This window comes from Achromobacter sp. SX5 (assembly GCF_056711425.1).
Genome location: NZ_CM160041.1, coordinates 3,873,100 through 3,892,063, shown reverse-complemented (window position 1 = coordinate 3,892,063; position 18,964 = coordinate 3,873,100). Strand labels below are relative to the sequence as shown.

The window sequence follows — 18,964 nt, the reverse complement described above, 5'->3', positions numbered from 1 at the left end:
CCGGTACAATTCCGCCTATGTCCGAAGCCGTAACAAACCCGTCCCCATTTGTTCATCTGCGCGTTCACTCCGAGTTCTCGGTCGTGGACGGCATCGTGCGCATCCCCGACCTCATCAAGCGCGTGGCCAAGCTGGGCCAGCCCGCCGTCGCCCTGACCGACCTGTCGAACCTGTTCGGCCTGATCAAGTTCTACAAGGGCGCGCGCGGCGCGGGCGTCAAGCCCATCGCGGGCTGCGACGTGTGGCTGTCCAACGACGACGATCCCGCCAAGCCTTTCCGCCTGCTGCTGCTGGTGCGCAACCACAAAGGGTATCTCAACCTCTGCGAACTGCTCACCAAGGCCTTCCTGACCAACCAGGGCAAGGGCCGCGCGGAAATCCGGCGCGAATGGCTGCAGGGCCAGGAGGGGCTGATCGCCCTGTCGGGCGGGCGCGCGGGCGACGTGGGCCAGGCGCTGGAGGCCGGCAACGCGGTCTCGGCGCTGGCGTTGGCGCGCCAGTGGGCGCACCTGTTCCCGGGCAGCTATTACATCGAACTGCAGCGCGCCGGCATGGACGGCGACGAGGCCTATACCCAGGCCGCGATGCGGCTTGCCTCCGAGGCCGGCCTGCCGGTGGTGGCCACGCATCCGGTGCAGTTCCTGGATGCATCCGAATTCCAGGCGCACGAGGCCCGGGTCTGTATCGCCGAAGGCGAGATCCTGGCCAATCCGCGCCGCGTGCGCCGCTTCAGCAAAGAGCAGTACCTGCTCAGCTCCGAGGAAATGGCGCGGCGCTTCGCCGACGTGCCCTCGGCGCTGGCCAACACGGTGGAAATCGCCAAGCGCTGCAACCTCAGCCTGGTGCTGGGCAAGCCGCGCCTGCCCAATTTCCCCACGCCCGAAGGCGTGTCGCTGGACGACTACCTGGTGCAGTTGTCGGAAGAGGGCCTGGAAAAGCGCCTGCGCTTCCTGTTCCCCGACGACGCCGAACGCGAGTCCAAGCGCGAGCAGTACTACGAACGCCTGCGCTGGGAGTGCAAGACCATCATCCAGATGGGCTTTCCCGGCTACTTCCTGATCGTGCAGGACTTCATCAACTGGGGCAAGAACAACGGCGTGCCGGTGGGGCCGGGGCGGGGCTCGGGCGCCGGCTCGCTGGTGGCCTACGCGCTGGGCATCACCGACCTGGACCCGATCCGCTATGACCTGCTGTTCGAGCGCTTCCTGAATCCCGAGCGGGTCTCCATGCCCGACTTCGATATCGACTTCTGCCAGGACAACCGCGAACGGGTCATCGACTACGTCAAGGAAAAATACGGCCGCGCCGCCGTCAGCCAGATCGCCACGTTCGGCACGCTGGGCGCCAAGGCCGTGGTGCGCGACGCGGGCCGCGTGCTGGACATGCCCTATATGTTCTGCGACGGCCTGTCCAAGCTGATCCCGTTCAACCCGATGGACCCCTGGTCGCTCGAACGCACCCTGAAGGAAGAGCCCGCCTTCAAGGACCGCTACGACCAGGAAGAGGAAGTGCGCGCGCTGGTCGACCTGGCCCAGCCGCTCGAAGGCCTGACCCGCAACATCGGCATGCACGCCGGCGGTGTGCTGATCGCGCCCGGCAAGCTCACCGACTTCTGCCCGCTGTACTGCCAGCCGGGCCAGGAGAACAGCGCCGTCTCGCAGTTCGACAAGGACGACGTCGAGGCCGCCGGCCTGGTGAAGTTCGACTTCCTGGGCCTGCGCAACCTGACCATCCTGGACTGGGCCGTGCGCTACGTGCGCCAGTTCAACGAGGACAAGCGCGACTTCGACGTGATGGCGCTGGCGCTGGACGATCCGGCGGCCTACAAGATCCTGTGCGACGCCAACACCACCGCCGTGTTCCAGCTGGAATCGCGCGGCATGAAGGAGCTGCTCAAGAAGCTGCGGCCCAACACCTTCGAAGACATCATCGCCATGCTGGCCCTGTACCGTCCGGGGCCGCTCGAATCCGGCATGGTGGACGACTTCGTCAACCGCAAGCACGGCCGCGCGGCCGTGGACTATTTCCACCCGGACCTGGAAGCGACCCTCAAGAGCACCTACGGGGTCATCGTCTACCAGGAACAGGTGATGCTGATCTCGCAGATCATCGGCGGCTATTCGCTGGGCGGCGCCGACCTGCTGCGCCGCGCCATGGGCAAGAAAAAGCCCGAGGAAATGGCCAAGCACCGCGAACTGTTCGAGAAAGGCGCCAAGGAAAAAGGCCACGATCCGGACCTGGCGGTCAAGCTGTTCGACCTGATGGAGAAGTTCGCGGGCTACGGCTTCAACAAGTCGCACTCGGCCGCGTACGCGCTGATTTCCTACCAGACGGCCTGGCTCAAGGCCTACCATCCCACCGAGTTCCTGGCCGCCACCATGTCCTCCGACATGGACGACACCGACAAGGTCCAGACCTTCTGCCGCGACGCCCAGGAAAACGGCGTCGAAGTGCTGCCGCCGGACGTCAACTTCTCGGGCTACCGCTTCGAGCCGGTGGCCGACAAGCACACCAAGAACGGCAAGCCGCCGCGCACCATGCGCTACGGCCTGGGGGCGGTCAAGGGCACCGGGCAGGGCGCGGTCGAGGACATCCTGCGCGCGCGCAAGGAAGGCGGCCCGTTCCAGAACCTGTTCGACTTCTGCCGCCGCGTCAGCAAGCACGCGGTCAACCGGCGCACCATCGAAGCGCTGATCAAGGCCGGCGCGTTCGACACCATCGAGCCCAACCGCGCGGCCATGCTGGCCTCAGTGCCCACCGCCATGGAGGCGGCCGAGCAGGCCGCGCGCAGCGCCAACCAGGCCTCGCTCTTCGGCGACGACAGCAGCGACGTGGTGGCCGGCGAACTGGCCAAGGTCGCGCCCTGGGACCTGCACAAGAAGCTCACCGAGGAAAAGACCGCGCTGGGCTACTACTACAGCGGCCACCTGTTCGACCACTGGCGCGACGAAGTGCGCCGCATCGTGCCGATGCAGCTGGCCCGCGTCGAGCCGCAGCGCGACCTGCAATGGATGTGCGGCGTGCTGGCCAGCGTGCGCGTCATGATGACGCGGCGCGGCAAGATGGTGTTCGCCGTGCTCGACGACGGCACCGCGCAGGTCGAGATCTCGGTCTTCAACGAACTCTACGAAAAGCACCGCAACCGCCTGCGCGAAGACCAGCTCGTCATCGTGCAGGGCAAGGTCAGCAACGACGATTACTCCGGCGGCATGCGCATCGTTGCCGAGCAGCTCTACGACCTGCAGCTGGCCCGCGAGGCCCGCGCCAAGTCGTTGCGCGTCAAGCTCAACGGCAGCGCCGACGCCGCGCGCCTGCGCCAGATGCTGAACCCGTTCCGCGCCGAGCCCGAGAACGGCATTCCCGGCGTGCCGGTGGACATCGTCTACTCCAAGAACAATTTCCTGTGCACGGTCCGGCTGGGCGAAGAATGGCGCGTCCGCATGGCCGACACCTTGCTGGCGAACCTCAACGAATGGACCAAGCCCGACGGGGTGGAGGTGACCTACTGATGCCCCTGCGTATTGTTCACTCGGAGGCCGCCACCAGCTTCGGCGGCCAGGAAGGGCGGATCTTCAAGGAAATGACCGCCATGCGCGCGCGCGGCCACCACATGGAGGCCATCTGCCAGCCCCAGGCGCTGCTGGCCGAACGCCTGTCGGAAGCGGGCTTCGCCGTGCACACGCTGGAAATGGACGGCGTGGCCAACTACATCAAGGGCGTGGCCACCATCCGCGGCATCCTGCGCGAGGGCCGGTTCGACGTGCTCAACACGCACAGCCGGCGCGACACGGTGATCGCCGCGGCCGCGGCCCGGCTGGCCGGCACCCCGCTCATCGTGCGCACCCGCCACCTGTCCAACAAGGTCGGCTCGCTGTGGTCCTATACCCGCCTGCCGCACCGCGTCACCACGGTCAGCGACCACGTGCGCCAGCACCTCATCGAGCGCGGCGTGCCTGCCGAGAAAGTGGCCACGGTCTATTCGCCCATCGTGCTGCCGCCGCCGGTCGAGCGTTCCACGCTGCGCGAGGAGCTGGGCCTGGCCGATGACGACATCGTGGTCGGCTGTGTGGCCGTGATGCGCGCCACCAAGGGCCACAAGGACCTGATCGACGCGATCGCGCCGCTGATGGCCAGCCGCCCCAAGCTGCACCTGGTGTTCGTCGGCGGCGGCTCGCCCGTATTCGAGCAGACCCAGGCCTATGTGGTGGAACTGGGGCTGCAGGACCGCATCCACCTGATGGGCATGCGGCGCGACGTGCCCAACCTGCTGGCCGGCTTCGACCTGTTCGCGCTGGCCACCCAGCAGGAAGCGTCCGGCACGGTGTACGTCGAGGCGCAGGCCAGCGGCCTGCCCGTCATCGGCACCGACGTCGGCGGCGTGTCCGAGATGTTCCGCGACGGCGAGACCGGCATCCTGGTGCCGCCCAAGGACCCCGAGGCCCTGAGCGCCGCGCTGGTGCGCCTGATCGACGACGCCGGCCTGCGCCGCCGCATGGGCGAGGCCGGACGCAGAATGGTCTGGGACGAAGGCGTGTTCTCGCCCGCGCGCCTGGCCGAAACCACCGAGGCCGTCTACACCCGATGGCTGGCGGAGCGCGCCGGATGAACGCGCCCAACGTTCCGGTGCTGATGTACCACCACGTCACGCCGGCCGGCGGCATGATCGCGGCGACGCCCGACGTATTCGAGGCGCAGATCGCTCGCCTGGCGCGCGCCGGCTACCAGTCGCTGTCGGCCGCGCAGTTCGCGGCCTATCTGGCCGGCGGCGAGGCGCCCGAGCGGTCGGTGCTCATCACCTTCGACGACGGCTACCTGAACAACTGGGTGCATGCGCATCCGGTGCTGGCGCGCCACGGCATGCGCGCGCTGCTCTTCACCATCACGGGCTGGATCGGCGACGGCCCGGTGCGCCCGCACGCCGGGCAGGGCGGCCCCTTGCCCGCCACCCCGGATCACGACGCCTGCAAGCAGCTGGTGGCGGCGGGGCGGGCCGACGAGGCCATGCTGCGCTGGAGCGAGATCGAGGCCATGCAGGCCGCCGGCACCTTCGAATTCCATTCGCATACCCACACCCACACCCGCTGGGACAAGGTCTGCGGCGCGGACATCGAGGCCAAGCGCGCGCGCATCGCCCAGGAACTGCAGGACTCGCGCGACACGCTGATGCGCCGGCTGGGCTCGGTCAGCGACCACCTCTGCTGGCCGCAAGGCTATTTCGACGACGACTACGTGGCCGCGGCCCGCCAGGCCGGATTCCGCCACCTGTACACTACCGACCCTTTCGGCCAGAACGCGCCTGGCGCAGACCCCGAGCACATCTACCGTTTCGCGGTGCGCAACCAGGGCGGAAGCTGGCTGAACCGGCGCATCTGGCTGTCGCGCGACCCTTTCTGGGGGCCACGCTTCCATGCCTGGAAGGCCTGGAAAAAGCGTCTTAGGAATCGCCGATGAAGCTATCCGTCATCATCATCACCAAGAACGAAGCGGCCAATATCGCCGCCTGCCTCAAGTCCGTGGCCTTCGCCGACGAGTTCATCGTGGTCGACTCGGGCAGCACCGACGGCACCGTGGAACTGGCGCAGGCGCTGGGCGCGCGCGTGGAAATCACGTCGGACTGGCCGGGTTTTGGGCCCCAGAAGAACCGCGCGCTGGACCTGGCGACGGGCGATTGGATACTGTCCATCGACGCCGACGAACGCGTGACGCCGGAGCTGGCCCGGGAAATCCAGGAAGCGCTGCGCGCTCCGCGGGCCGACGCCTACGAGATCGCGCGCCTGTCGAATTTCTGCGGCCGCGACATCCGCCACAGCGGCTGGTGGCCCGACTACGTGCTGCGGCTGTTCAAGCGCGGCACGGCGCGCTTCACGGACGCCGCCGTCCACGAGCGGGTGGTGCCGGCCCAGGGCCAGCCCCTGCGGATGCGCGGCTATTTCCAGCACTATCCGTACGACAACCTGGAGGCCCTCATCACCAAGGTCAACCGCTACTCGTCGGACGCCGCCGCCATGATGTACGCCAAGGGCAAGCGCACGTCGGTCTTCGGCGCGCTGGGGCACGGCTTCTGGACCTTCGTGCGGATCTACCTGATCCGGCGCGGGTTTCTCGACGGCAAGCACGGCCTGGTGCTGGCCGTCACCGCGGCCGCGGGCAGCTTCTTCCGCTATTCGAAGCTGATGTTCCTGGCCGAAAAGCAAAAGTGAAGATCCTCTACACCAATTTCCACGGCCGCAACGGCGGCGGCCACGTGACCTACATCATCAACCTGGCCCGCGCGCTGGCGGGCAGCCACCAGATCACGGTCGCCACGCCCGAGGGCAGCCGGCTCTACCGCCAGGCCCGCGCCATCGCCGGCGTGACGGCGGTGCCGATGCAATATACGTCCCGTCCGGCCGCGCTCTTCGGCGAGCGCGCGCAGCTGCGGCGCCTGATCCGCGAAGGCGGTTTCGACCTCATCCACTGCAACGGCTCGGCCGACCACAAGCAGGTCATGTTCGCCACGCTGGCCCTGCCGCGGCGCCCGCGCATCGTCTTCACCAAGCACAACGACCACCCGGTGACCAGCCTGGGCAACTGGCTGCGCGCCCGCCTGGCCACCGACCACAGCATCGCGGTCAGCGACTACGTGCACGGCCTGATGTCGCGCTCGCCCTACCGCAGGCATCCCATCACCACGATCCGCCACGGCATCGACACCGACTATTTCGCCCCGCCCGAGCAGGCCGGCCTGGACGAACTGCGCGACCGCATCTTCGGGCCGGGCTGGCAGGGCAAGCTGCTGCTGGGCAGTTCCGGCGGCACCGATTACGACAAGGGCTGGCTGGACCTGGTGGCCGCGGCCGCGGCGCTGCCGCCGGCCGACCGCGCGCGGGTGCTGCTGATGGTGGCCGGCGATCCGCCCTCCGAGGCCAAGCTCGCGCGGGTGCGGGAGCTGGGCATGATCGACCAGGTCCGCTTTCCGGGCCTGCTCGACGACGTGCGGCCGGCGCTGGCGGCCTGCGACGCCGGCTTCGTGCTGTCCTACCGCGAGGCGCTGTCCTTCGCCTGCCGCGAAATCATGGGCCTGGGCCTGCCGGCCCTGATCAGCGACGTTGGCGGCCTGCCCGAGAACGTCACCGACGGCGAGGACGGCTGGATCGTGCCGGTGCGCGACGTCCCGGCCATGACCGCGCGCCTGCGCTTCATGCTGGACGACCCGCAAGCCGTGCGCGCCATGGGCGCCCGGGCGCGCGAGACCGCCGTGCGCGATTTCAACCTGGCGCGTTTCGCCGACGCAACACTGGATGTTTACCGGCGCGCCTTGGGGTAAAACAGGACCAGGCAGCCGGCGCTGCCCCGTCCTCTTTCCCGTGGTGTCCCCGTATAATTCCGGGCTATGTCTATCCCCATACTCATGTACCACCAGATCGGCGAGCCCAACCCCAAGGGCACGCCGTATCGCGGGCTGACGGTACACCCCGCCAGCTTCGCCCGCCAGATGCGCTGGATGCGCCGGCTGGGCTATCGCGGCCTGTCGATGCGGGACGTCATGCCCTATGTGCGCGGCGAGCGCCAGGGCAAGGTATTCGGCATCACCTTCGACGACGGCTACCGCAACGTGCATCACAACGCGATGCCGGTGCTGAGCGAGCTGGGCTTTACCGCCACCAACTATTTCGTGGCGCACCAGTTCGACGGCGGCAACGTATGGGACCTGCAAAAAGGCATTCCGTTTTCGGCCCTCATGACCGTCAACGAAATGCGGGAATGGGCGCAGGCCGGCAACGAGGTCGGCTCGCACACGCTGGACCACGTGCATCTGCCCGAAATGTCGCCCGACGAGGCGCGGCGCCAGATCGTCCAGTCCAAGGAAGAACTGGAACAGGCGCTGGGCGCGCCGGTCACCGCCTTCTGCTATCCCTACGGCGATCACGGCCCGGAACACCGGGCCATGGTGCGCGAGGCCGGCTACGACAACGCCACGCTCACGCAGCGCGGCCTGGCGGCGGCCAGCGACGATCCCTACGGCCTGCCGCGGGTGACGGTGGCGCGGTCCACCAACATCGTTCGATTCCTGCAGAAGTGTCTGACCCGGTATGAAGACACCCGCCGGCGCCGCTGAGCGGCGGCTACGCATCGCGCTGCTGGTCGACCGCTTCGGCAATCGCTTCGGAGGCGCGGAAGCCTATGGCGTGGAGCTGATGCGGGTGCTCGGCCAGCGCCACGACGTCTCCGTGGTGGCGCGCGACTTCGATAGCGACCTGCCGTTTTCCTTCCTGCCGGTGCGCTTTCCGGTCTGGCTGCCCAGCTGGATGCGAGTGCTGTATTTCGCCTGGCGCGCCGACCGGCTGACCCGCGGGCGCTACGACATCGTGCATTCGCACATGAACGGCTGGGCGGGCGAGATCCAGGTCATGCATGTCACGCCCGTGCGCTACAACCGCCTGACCCGCGCCCGGCCGCTGCAGCGCGTGGCCGCCTGGCTCAGCCCGCGCCTGGCCACCTATCTGCTGCTGGAAAAACTGCGCGTGCGCAGGGCGCCGGCGCGCCGCGTGGTCGCGGTGTCCGGCCTCATCATGGAGCAGCTGCACCGCAGCTACGGTCCGCAGCTGCCGGTCGACATCATCGCGCCGGGCGTCAAGCTGCCCACGGCCGAGCAAAAGCAGGGGCGCGACGAAACCCGCGCCAGCCTGGGCTGGGACGCAGACACCATCGGCTGCCTGCTGGTGGCGCGCAATCCGCTGCGCAAGGGGCTGCCGGCGCTGCTCGACGCGCTGGGCCAGCTGCCGCCGCGCTACCGGCTGCTGGTGGTGGGCGCCGACCAGCCCACCCGCGACCGCGTGCGCGCCGCCGGCGCCATCGCGGCCCGCGTCACGCTCATCGATCCCACGCCCGACGTGGCGCGCTATTTCAGCGCGGCCGACATCTACGCTCATCCCACGCTGAACGACAGCTACGGCATGGCGCCGCTGGAAGCCATGTCGCACGGCCTGCCCGTGGTGGTCAGTTCGCCGGCGTACTGCGGCTTCGCGCAGTACCTGTCGGCCGGCAAGGACGCGCTCATCCTGCAGGACCCGCGCGACGGCGCGCAACTGGCGCAGGCGCTGGAGCGCCTGGGTTCCGAACCCGAGCTGCGCGCCGCGCTGGCCGAGCGCGGCCTGGCGATCGCCTGCGAGCAGAGCTGGGAAGCGGTGGCGGCGCGCTACGAGGCGCTGTACGAAAAAGTGCTGGTCGAGCGCGGCTGCTGAACCGCTGCGGCCGGCGGCCTACGCCTTGGCCTGTCTTGCGCGGGTTGCCGACGGCAGCTCTCCGAAAATGGCGCAATACCGAGCCAGCGTGTAGGAAGAATAGACGTAGCCATGCCGCTCGAAGGTCTCGGCGATGGACGCCAAGCCCTCGCCCATGTCCTGCAAGGCCTGGTGGATCGCGTGCAACCGTCTCAAATGCAGGTACTGCTTGGGGCCCAGGCCGAAGCAGTTGTGAAAGAAACTTCTCAGCGATCGCGGGCCGACGGGCAGGCCTGCGAGCCGGGCGGCGTCCAGTTCGCCGCCGTCCATCAGGCCGAAGCGGCTCAGCGCGGCGTCGCACATCGCATGCGGCGAGGCGCCGGGGCGGCCGAGCGCCGGCTGCCGGCTGCGCGCAACCACCAGGCCCGCGATGGCGTCCTCGATCAATGCCCGACCGATAGTGGGGGAGGTGCATGCGTGGGCGGCCACCGTCGCCGCCTGCTGCAGCGCGCGGACCGCGGCCGGCGTGGCGTCCAGCATGCGCGTCGACCGGCACCATGCGCGCAATACGCTGCCTGTTTCGTTGTCTTTTTGTAACAGATCCGAGGTCAGGGGCAGGGCGATGGTGGTCCACTCATTCGGCCCGGCCGCGCGGAACACGAACCCTCGCCGGGGCGCCAGAATGCCCACCTTGCCCGGGCCGAACGGAACCCCGTTCAACCAGGTCGGGCCGGGCGTGCCCGGGGAAAGCAGGAACATCAGATGCGTGGGCCATCCGGACGCCTCGCACAGATTGGGCACGGTTTCCACTCCCTGCTGGACGGTGATGCCGTCGACGTCCGCATGGCCAAGCCGCCATTTCCCGTCCCGGGGGCCCAGCAGGCGCACTTTCAGGTCGACATCGACGACCGCATCCTCGAACTCTCCGAACGATTCATAACGTTGCAGTTCCATGGCTTGCCCTCGGAAGTCGCCTGCGAATTATTGCCAAAATTAGCATGGACTTGCATGCCTGTCGCTACGCACAATAGCGTCCGAACCGCTACCCGCGGCCCGTGCAGCCCAAGGCGGTAGTTGGCGTTCAAATACTCAAAGGAGTATCGAGATGAAGCGCGGGTTCGCAATTGCCACCTATGCCAGTTTGATTTTCGCGGTCGCCGCCGCGCCTGCTTTCGGCGCCCCGCAAGAACAGCAGAGCCGCGCCGCGCTGGCCCTGCCGTCGGCCGACATCGTCATGCATCCTGAGTACGCCAAGACCGTCGGCCGCATGGCCTACGTGTGGGGGTGGCCGATGGTGAACATGCTCAACCGCAACGCGCGCATCACCAAGGCGCCCCATCCGGGTCTGCTGGGCGGCGTGTTGCCCGCGGCGCCGCGCGGCCAGGTCGGCATGCTACACGACTACATCCTTCCGGCGGAAACCTTCGTCACCTGTCCCAATCAGGACGTGGTCTATGGCCTGGGCTTTTTCTCGCTGGATGAAGAGCCCGTGATCGTGCAGGTGCCCGATTTCGGCGACCGCTTCTGGGTATACGCGCTGTACGACCAGCGCACCAACCAGTTCGGCGAACTGGGCAAGCCCTACCACAGCAAGCCCGGCTTCTATCTGCTGGTGGGGCCGAACTGGAAAGGCAAGGAGCCCGACGGCGTGCAGGCGATCATCCGCAGCCCGACGACCCTGGCCAATGCGATTCCGCGCATTTTCATGGACGATGCCGACCAGGACCGGCAGGCCATTCAGAAGAAAATCAACCAGGTGGTCTTCTATCCGTTGAAGGACTTCAACGGCAAGATGAAATCGATCGACTGGAAGAACACGCCCGACATTCCCAATCCCGGCGCCGACAGCGCCAGCGGGGGAGAAACGCGCTGGGTGGTTCCCGAACGGTTCTTCGATCAGTTCGGCCAGGTGCTGGACATGGTGCCGCCGCTGCCCGGCGAAGAGGCCATGTACGCTCAGTTCCGCTCGGTGATGGCGGCCGCGGCCAAGGATCCGGCCATCAAGGAGGCGCTGGTCCAGGTCGCCAAGGAAACCGAAGAGCAGGTGATCGGCCCGTTCTTCCAGTGGAAGCATAACGGCGCGCCGGCCGGCAACAACTGGAACCGGTCGGTCAATAATGCCCAGACCGGGCTGGACTACTTCAATCGTACCGGCACGGCCAAGTCGAACATGTTCGACAACCGTCCCAACGAGACCCAGTATTTTTATACCGACTTCGATTCCACCGGAGCGGTGCTGGACGGCGGCCGCCGGTACGAAATCACTTTCGCGCCGGGACAACTGCCGCCGGTCAAGGGATTCTGGTCCCTCACCCTCTACAACAAGCATCACTTGTTCAGCCCCAACGACCTGAACCGCTATTCGCTGGGCACCAAGAACAAGAATCTGGTGCGCGGGCCGGACGGGTCGTTGACGATTTACGTCGGCCCCAAGTCTCCGGGCAAGGATAAGGAGGCCAATTGGCTGCCGTCACCGACCGAGCCGATTTCGCTCTACATCCGCGCCTATTGGGGCGAAAAGGCGATTCTCGACGGGAGCTGGAAGCCTCCGGTCGTCAAACAGGTCGATTAAGGACTTTTCATTGCGGCCGCGATAGCGGCCGCTGCTCATTTCGGAGTTGCATCATGCCGGTATTGCCCCGACTTACCCTGATCGCCAGCACGCTGCTGGCCGCGCCCGTATTCGGGCAGCCCCAGCCTCCCATGTCGCCCCTGGTTCAGCAACTGAACAATGGCAACTGGCTGGATACGAAAGAGGCCGAAAGCTTGCGCGACGAGCTTTATTACCAACGCGCCATCCATGCCTACATGACCATGCTGCCGGCGTTGAACGTGATCGGCATGCGCGACGGCTCGGAAAAGGCCTTCGGCGCCGGCTACAACGTGCTGCCGATCTGGAAAAAGCGCATGGACGCCCGCGCCATGGTGCCCACGCCGAACGCCGACGTGATCTATTCGATGAGCTACCTGGATTTGAAAAAGACCGGACCGCTGGTGGTGAAGGCGCCCGCCAACGTCATCGGTATGTTCACCGATTTCTTCCAGCGCACCCTCACCGACGTGGGCGCCGTGGGTCCGGACCGCGCGCGCGGCGGCCTGTATCTGTTGCTGCCGCCGGACTACGACGGCCATGTGCCCTCCAGCTATTTCGTGGTCAAGTCCCCGACCTATAACGTTTTTCTGTTCTTTCGCACCATCATGGGCCAGGGCGACGGCAAGCCGGACCCGGCTCCCGCCGTCAAGGCCGCCGAAACCACGCGCGTCTACCCCTTGTGGGCGGTGGAAAAAGACATCAAGCCGATGGAGTTTCCCGACGCCTCCGGCAAGTCGCTCAACATGATGTACCCCGTCGATCAGGCCTACTGGACCAAGCTCAAGGAATTCGTCGACTACGAACCGGTTGCCGCCATCGATCAGGAATTGCGCGGCGTGCTGGCCTCCATCGGCATCGTCAAGGGACAGCCGTTCAAGCCCACCGCCCGCCAGCAGGAACTGCTGAAAAAGGCGGTTGAGACGGCGCCGAAGATGATCCTGGCGACGCGCCAACTGGGCCGCGAAGACCAGCGCCAACTGTATTACAAGGACCGTCAATGGGAGCGCGCCTGGGCCGGCGCCACGGCGGAATGGTTCCAGGACAGCTATCTGGACGTGAACCAGCGCGCCACGTTCTTCCAGATCGCTTATTCATCGGCGCCGGCCATGGTGATGCGCACCACCGGCGCCGGCTCCAAGTATCCCTTCACGACACGCGACGCCACTGGCGCATTCCTGACGGGCGCCGGCACTTACAAGCTGCGCCTGCCGCCCGATGCCCCGGCCGCGCTGTTCTGGGCGGTCACGGCGTACAACGTCACCGACGGCACCATGCCCGAGACCGACCAGCTGATGCCTTCGACGAATGGCTACTACGACATTCCCAAGCAGAAGGACGGTTCGATAGAGATCTGGTTCGGCCCGGAGAAGCCGGCGGACGTGGTGGACGCGGCCTTCATCAAGACCATCCCGGGGCGCAATTTCCTGGTCACGCTGCGGCTGTATGGCGCCGAAGATGCCTTCTACGACCAGACCTGGAAGCCGGATGACGTGGTCAAGGTGAAGTGAAGTCCCGTCCCGCGGAAAAGACGGCTACACCCGCGCCACCTCGACCCACAGCCGCGTCATGACCACGTGGCGCACCAGGTCGTACAGATGCGCGGGCGCGGCGGCCGGGACCAGCACGCGGCGGATCAGGGCGCTCAGGTCCACGCGTATGCAGGGCGGCCTGGCGGCGGCGGAACGATGCCGGGCGATCGCGCGCAGGCGGATGCGGCCGCGCGCCGGGCTGTCGATATGGATTTCCGCGGCCTCAGGGCTCAGTACCGCATCGCGCAGGGCCTCCAGTGTGCTGCAGACATAGATGCCGGAGGCGTCGCCGGCGTCGTGCTGCGGACCGTTGCGCCATTCCAGCGTGCCGAGCAGCGCGGCGCCCGCGGCGGGCTCGGGCGGCTCGAACCGCAGATGGCTGAATTCGAGCAGCTCCATGAACTCGATGAATGGCAATCTGCGCATCAGGACCTGTTCGCGCGGCCTTGCGATGGCGGAAATCCCCACGACTTTCTCCCGAGAACAAGGCGCGCAAGCGCCGGGCAGGCCCTTGCGCGCCGGCCTGCCGAGGCTAGCGGGCCTGCGCCGCCTCCAGCGCGCGCACCCGCTTCTTGTCGCGCACGGCCGAAAAGATCAGCCAGACCGCGAGCGCGCCGATGGCATAGATGAAGCCCGCGCTGATGGGGCGGTCCACGAAAATGGCCATGTCCCCGCGCGACAGCAGCAGCGCCCGGCGGAAATTCTCCTCGACCATCGGCCCGAGCACGAAGCCCAGCAGCAGGGGGGCAGGGGAGAAGCGCAGCTTGAGGAACAGATAGCCGACCAGGCCCAGGGCAAGCACCATGCCCACGTCGAAGAGCGCGTTGTTGGTGCTGTACACCCCGACGCACACGAAGAACAGCGCCGACGGAAACAGGTACTTGTACGGCACCTTCAGCAGGCGCGCCCACATGCCGATCAGCGGCAGGTTCATGACCACCAGCAGCACGTTGCCGATCCAGAAGCTGGCGATCAGGCCCCAGAACAGGTCGGCGTGCTCGGTCACCATCTGCGGGCCGGGCTGTATGCCGTGGATGATCAGCGCGCCCAGCATCAGCGCCATGACGGAGTCGCCCGGAATCCCCAGGCTCATGGTGGGAATGAAGCTGGTCTGCGCGGCCGAGTTGTTCGCCGCTTCCGGTCCCGCGATCCCTTCGATGGCGCCGTTGCCGAAGCGCTGCGGCGTCTTGGACACGCGCTTCTCGATGGCGTAGGACATGAACGAGGCGATGGTCGCGCCGGTGCCGGGAAGTATGCCCAGCACGGCGCCGATGGCGCTGCCGCGCACCACCGGCATGGCCGATTGCCGGATGTCGCCAGGTTCGGGCCGCACCGACATCTTGACCTGGGTGCCCACGGTGGTCGCCTTGCCGATGCGGTTGACGTTGGCGAAGAAGTCCGCCAGGCCGAACAGCCCCATCGCCAGCGCCACCAGCTGTATGCCGTCGCTGAGTTCGATCACGTTGAAAGCGTAGCGGATGGTGCCGGTGTTGACGTCGGTGCCCACCACGCCCAGCAGCAGGCCCAGGAACACCATGGCCACGCCCTTGACCGCGGACCCCTTGGCCAGCGTCGCGCCGGCGAACAGGCCCAGCATCATCATCGAGAAATACTCGGCCGGCCCGAACTTGAAAGCCACTTCGACCAGCAGCGGCGAGAACAGGATCATGACCACGATGCCGGCGCTGGCGCCGACGAAGGAAGCCATGACCAGCATGAACAGGGCCGATCCCGATTTGCCCTTGCGCGCCAGCGGGTTGCCGTCCAGACAGGTGACGGCGTGCGAAGGCGTGCCCGGCAGGTTCAGCAGTATGCAGGTGATGCCCCCGCCGTACTGCGCGCCGTAATAGATGCCGGCCAGCATCATGAGCGCCGCGACCGGCGTCATGGCGTAAGTGAGCGGCAGCAGGATGGAAATGGCGGCGAGCACGCCCATGCCCGGCAGCACGCCGATCATGTTGCCCATGAACACGCCGAACAGGGACCACAGCAGGTTGTTCCACTGAAAGGCGACGGAAAACCCTTGCAATACGTTGTCGAATAGATCCATGGCTCAACCCCAGCGCAGCATCGGGAACTGCAGCTGCAGCCCCCAGGAAAACACGATGGCGCCGAAGACCGTCATCGCCGTGGCCAGTATGGCGGCCGATTTGACCGAGTTCGACGTGTCTCCCATCGCCGAGACGAACACCAGCGCGAACGTGGCCGGCAGAAAGCCCAGGTAGCTGCCCAGCACGATGAACAGCGCGATGCCGGCGGCGATGCATGCCATGCCGCGGATACGGTCGCGCCGCGCAGGCTGCGGCAGATGGTCGTTGACCAGGTCTTCCTGGAGCTCGTCGGGATCGGGCGCGAGCGGAATCAGCAAGCCCAGCGCGACCAGGAAACATCCCACCAGGAATGGAAAGTATCCCGGCCCCATGCGGGCCAGTTCGCCGATGCTGTATGAAGTGGCTTCGAGTATGGTCAGCGCGCCGCAGAGCGCGATGAACGCGCCTCCCCACAGATCGCGCTTTCTGGAAAATATGGTGCTGCCCACAGCGTGCTCCCCTTTTTTGTTGACGACATGCTCCGGCGTGCAGCCGTGCATGCCCGAGTAGTCGGCACTTTAGGAAGACCGGCTTCCAATTCGCTTTCAGCAAACAGACGGAAAAATCCGGGATAACCATGAATGGGAAAGCGGGGCGCGACGCCGTGTTGCCGCCCGTGAACATCGTGAACATCGCGATGTTCACGAAAGTGAACAAGCACGGCCCGCGCACGGGCCGGCGCCGCTGCTGGCACGGGATTTGCCGGGCGCCGTCCCGCTTGCCAAAACTTGCATGTCCAAGGGCCATTGCGGGCGCGGCATAATCCCTGTTTCGTCGTTCGCCGCTGCCCGCCATGCTTCGCCTGCCGCTCACCACCAGAATTCCGCTCGCGGTCTCGCTGCTTTTTCTCGTGATCTCGGCCGCGCTCATCTCGCTGGCCCTGCACGGCCTGTCGCGCCAGTTCGACCGCCAGATCGACAATCTCGGCCAGGTGTATCTGGACGGACTCTCGGCGGCGGTCCTGCCGGCGGTGCTGGCCAATGACGCGGACCAGATGGTGGAGGTGCTCAACCGCGCGCTGGACACGCACCTGGGCGTGGTCGACAGGACGCTCGCCGTCGTGGCGCCCGGCCAGCGCGTGCTTGCCCACGTCGCCCGCTATCCGGAAGTCGAGCCGGTGCCGCTGGCCTCGATCGCGCAGCCTGCGGGCGCCTTGCTCGGCGCCGGCGCCAATGGCGTGTGGACCTGGCGGCTGCTCGACGCCGAACGGCCGCAGCTCGGCAGCCTCGTCGCCAACCTGGACGTCGGCGACTTCCAGCGGCAGCGCGCCGAGCTGGCCCTGGAGCTGGTGCTGGTCGGCCTGGTCGTCAGCCTGCTCGGCGCGCTGGTCTGCTACGGCATGGCGCGGCGCCTGCAGCGGCCCATCACCTCGCTGACCCAGGCGCTGCGCGCCGCGCGCGCGGACCGGCCGCAGACCATGGCCTTGCGCACCACGGACCCGGAGCTGGCCGAACTCATCGCGGCCTACAACTGGATGGCGCAGAGCGCGCGCGAGCGCGAAGCGCTGGCGCAAAGGCAGGCGCGCCTGGAACGCGAAGCCGTGCTTGGCCGCATGTCGGCGGCGCTGGCGCACGAAGTGCGCAATCCGCTGGGCGGCCTGCGCACCGCGGTCCAGACGCTCAGGCAGTTCGGCGAACGCCGCGAGGTGCGCGACGAGTCGCTGGATTTCATCGAGCGCGGCGTGCAGGCCCTGCAGGCCGTGGTCGACGCGAGCCTGCGCACCTTCCGCCCCGGCGAAGCGCTGCTGCGCGCCGAGGACATCGCCGACATACGCCTGCTGGTCAGCGCGCAGGCGGACAATCGCGGCGTCGGCGTCGCGCTGCATTGCGACGGGATGGACGCGGCGGCGACCTTGCCGCTGCCCGCCGCGACCGTGCGCCAGCTGCTGCTCAACCTGGTGCTGAACGCCATCGCGGCCTCGCCCGCGGGCGCGCAGGTGCGGGTCTGCGCGCGGGCGCGCGGCCAGGCGCTCGCGCTGCACGTTTGCGATGGCGGCGCCGGCCTGCCCGCCTGCGCCATGCAGGCCTTGCGGGGCGGCCAGGCCGGCGGCGACGGCATCGGCCTTCGGGTGTCCGCCGATCTCATCAAAACCATGCAGGCGCGCCTGCGCGTGACGCGGCATCGCGCCGGCACGCGCATTTCGGTGCGCCTTCCCTTTTTACCGCCGGAGGCCCGTGGTGAATGACATCCAGGTTCTGCTGATCGAGGACGACATGGTGCTGGGCGGCGCCTTGCTGCAGCGCCTGCGGCTCGAAGGCATCGCCGCCCAGTGGGTGCAGAGCTGCGCGCAGGCCGTGGAGATTTTCCGCCGCACGCGCATCCGGCCGGCGTTCGTGCTGGCCGACATCCGCCTGCCGGACGGCTCGGGCGAGGACCTGTACCGCCGCCTGATTCCGTACCTGGCGCAGACCACCGTGGTGTTCGCGACCGCCTATGGCGATATCGCCCAGGCCGTGCGCCTGGTCGCGGCCGGCGCCAACGATTACCTGACCAAGCCGTACGACGCCGACACGCTGATTGCGCGCATCCGCGCGGTGCTGGCCGCGCAGCCCGACAGCGCCGGCGCGCAGGTATTGGAGAACCCGTTCGCCCTGGACAATTCGACGGCGGCGCTGGCGCAGGAACTCGAACGCCTGGCCCCGAGCGCGCTGCCGATACTGTTCGAAGGCGAAACCGGCGCAGGCAAGGACCGCGCGGCCCGCTATTGCCATTGGCGCTCCGCGCAGGCCGCGGGGCCGTTCGTCGCCGTCAATTGCGCCGCCCTGGCCTCCGACCTGGTCGAAAGCGAGCTGTTCGGCCATGCCAGAGGCGCGTTCAGCGGCGCCAGCGCGGCCCGCGAAGGCCTGTTTTCGCAGGCTTCGGGCGGCACGCTGTATCTGGACGAGATCGCCGAACTCAGCCCCAAGGCGCAGGCCGTCCTGCTGCGGGTGCTGGAAAACGGGGAATACCGGCCGCTGGGCGAATCCGGCAGCCGCCGGGCCGACTGCCGCATCCTGGCCAGCACCTGCGGCGATCTCGACGCGGCGCTGGCGCAGGGCGCCATGCGCGCCGACCTGTTCTACCGGCTGGCCGTCGCCCGCGTCGCGCTGCCGCCGCTGAGAAACCGTCCGGGCGCGCTCGCCGCGCTGGCCCAGGCCATCCTGGGCGAACAGAACGCCGCCGACGTCCGGCTCGCCGACGACGCGCTCGCCGCCCTGGCCGCCCACGACTGGCCCGGCAACATCCGCGAAATGCGCAACCGTATCGCCCGCGCCATCGTCATGGCCGACCGCCGCACGCTGTCGGCCAGCGACCTGTTTCCCGAAAGAAAACTCAATGACGAGAGCCCGGTGCTGGCCGTCACCCGCCTGGACGCCGAACAGCGCGCCATCCAGCAGGCCATCTCCGAGTCGGGCGGGCATATGGGCCTGGCGGCGAAACGGCTGGGAATATCCAGAACCACGCTCTGGAAGAAACTCCGCACGCGAGCGTCCCAGGACGCGGAAACGGAGGAACCGTAGGCTGGGTGCAGCGCGAGATTTCCTGAACAAGAACCCACTGTTCAGCGCG

At 67.4% G+C, this 18,964-nt stretch carries 15 protein-coding genes; 11 read left to right on the top strand and 4 right to left on the bottom strand.

Going from position 1 to position 18,964, the window contains the following annotated elements; genetic code table 11:
- Positions 1–17: 17 nt before the first annotated feature.
- The 7 genes from dnaE to AC1M14_RS18195 all read left to right on the top strand — a co-directional run bounded on the left by dnaE (position 18) and on the right by AC1M14_RS18195 (position 9,224).
- Complete coding sequence (gene dnaE, locus AC1M14_RS18225) at positions 18–3,509, top strand: DNA polymerase III subunit alpha (RefSeq protein WP_102774588.1); 3,492 nt, start codon at positions 18–20, stop codon at positions 3,507–3,509.
- Positions 3,506–4,606 carry a glycosyltransferase family 4 protein gene (locus AC1M14_RS18220; protein ID WP_102774934.1) on the top strand — a complete coding sequence of 367 codons (1,101 nt, stop codon included), beginning with the start codon at positions 3,506–3,508 and terminating at the stop codon, positions 4,604–4,606. Before dnaE ends, AC1M14_RS18220 begins: the two co-directional genes overlap by 4 nt.
- The gene (locus AC1M14_RS18215) at positions 4,603–5,451 is read left to right on the top strand and encodes a polysaccharide deacetylase family protein (RefSeq protein WP_209166497.1); all 849 of its coding nucleotides are present in this window, start codon (positions 4,603–4,605) and stop codon (positions 5,449–5,451) included. Before AC1M14_RS18220 ends, AC1M14_RS18215 begins: the two co-directional genes overlap by 4 nt.
- A complete protein-coding gene (locus AC1M14_RS18210; protein WP_102774586.1) occupies positions 5,448–6,200 on the top strand; it encodes a glycosyltransferase family 2 protein in 753 nt (250 codons plus the stop codon). The genes AC1M14_RS18215 and AC1M14_RS18210 overlap by 4 nt, the downstream gene beginning before the upstream one ends.
- Positions 6,197–7,306 carry a glycosyltransferase gene (locus AC1M14_RS18205; protein WP_479730208.1) on the top strand — a complete coding sequence of 370 codons (1,110 nt, stop codon included), beginning with the start codon at positions 6,197–6,199 and terminating at the stop codon, positions 7,304–7,306. The genes AC1M14_RS18210 and AC1M14_RS18205 overlap by 4 nt, the downstream gene beginning before the upstream one ends.
- A 66-nt stretch (positions 7,307–7,372) precedes the next feature.
- Complete coding sequence (locus AC1M14_RS18200; RefSeq protein ID WP_102774584.1) at positions 7,373–8,098, top strand: polysaccharide deacetylase family protein; 726 nt, start codon at positions 7,373–7,375, stop codon at positions 8,096–8,098.
- Positions 8,073–9,224 carry a glycosyltransferase family 4 protein gene (locus tag AC1M14_RS18195; RefSeq protein ID WP_479730207.1) on the top strand — a complete coding sequence of 384 codons (1,152 nt, stop codon included), beginning with the start codon at positions 8,073–8,075 and terminating at the stop codon, positions 9,222–9,224. Before AC1M14_RS18200 ends, AC1M14_RS18195 begins: the two co-directional genes overlap by 26 nt.
- Before the next feature lie 18 nt (positions 9,225–9,242).
- Here AC1M14_RS18195 and AC1M14_RS18190 read toward each other — a convergent pair whose 3' ends face one another.
- Positions 9,243–10,157 (bottom strand): helix-turn-helix domain-containing protein, encoded by a 915-nt coding sequence (locus tag AC1M14_RS18190; RefSeq protein WP_111827071.1) that lies wholly within the window; start codon positions 10,155–10,157, stop codon positions 9,243–9,245.
- Positions 10,158–10,308: 151 nt separating this feature from the next.
- Here AC1M14_RS18190 and AC1M14_RS18185 point away from each other — a divergent pair, with 151 nt between their 5' ends.
- The gene (locus tag AC1M14_RS18185; protein WP_479730206.1) at positions 10,309–11,775 is read left to right on the top strand and encodes a DUF1254 domain-containing protein; all 1,467 of its coding nucleotides are present in this window, start codon (positions 10,309–10,311) and stop codon (positions 11,773–11,775) included.
- A 53-nt stretch (positions 11,776–11,828) separates the two neighbouring features.
- Positions 11,829–13,304, top strand: coding sequence for a DUF1254 domain-containing protein (locus AC1M14_RS18180; protein WP_111827073.1), 1,476 nt, complete (start codon positions 11,829–11,831; stop codon positions 13,302–13,304).
- A gap of 24 nt (positions 13,305–13,328) precedes the next feature.
- Here the strand turns inward: AC1M14_RS18180 and AC1M14_RS18175 are convergent, their stop codons facing one another.
- The 3 genes from AC1M14_RS18175 to AC1M14_RS18165 all read right to left on the bottom strand — a co-directional run bounded on the left by AC1M14_RS18175 (position 13,329) and on the right by AC1M14_RS18165 (position 15,864).
- Positions 13,329–13,751 carry a hypothetical protein gene (locus tag AC1M14_RS18175; RefSeq protein ID WP_111827085.1) on the bottom strand — a complete coding sequence of 141 codons (423 nt, stop codon included), beginning with the start codon at positions 13,749–13,751 and terminating at the stop codon, positions 13,329–13,331.
- Positions 13,752–13,857: 106 nt separating this feature from the next.
- A complete protein-coding gene (locus tag AC1M14_RS18170; protein WP_209166512.1) occupies positions 13,858–15,375 on the bottom strand; it encodes a tripartite tricarboxylate transporter permease in 1,518 nt (505 codons plus the stop codon).
- A 3-nt stretch (positions 15,376–15,378) separates the two neighbouring features.
- Positions 15,379–15,864, bottom strand: a complete 486-nt coding sequence (locus AC1M14_RS18165; RefSeq protein WP_246842553.1) for a tripartite tricarboxylate transporter TctB family protein — start codon at positions 15,862–15,864, stop codon at positions 15,379–15,381.
- A 344-nt stretch (positions 15,865–16,208) separates the two neighbouring features.
- Here AC1M14_RS18165 and AC1M14_RS18160 point away from each other — a divergent pair, with 344 nt between their 5' ends.
- Positions 16,209–17,600, top strand: coding sequence for a sensor histidine kinase (locus AC1M14_RS18160; RefSeq protein WP_102774580.1), 1,392 nt, complete (start codon positions 16,209–16,211; stop codon positions 17,598–17,600).
- Positions 17,593–18,915: a sigma-54-dependent transcriptional regulator gene (locus AC1M14_RS18155; protein ID WP_479730205.1), complete on the top strand. Its 1,323-nt coding sequence runs from the start codon at positions 17,593–17,595 to the stop codon at positions 18,913–18,915. The genes AC1M14_RS18160 and AC1M14_RS18155 overlap by 8 nt, the downstream gene beginning before the upstream one ends.
- The last annotated feature ends 49 nt before the right edge of the window (positions 18,916–18,964 follow it).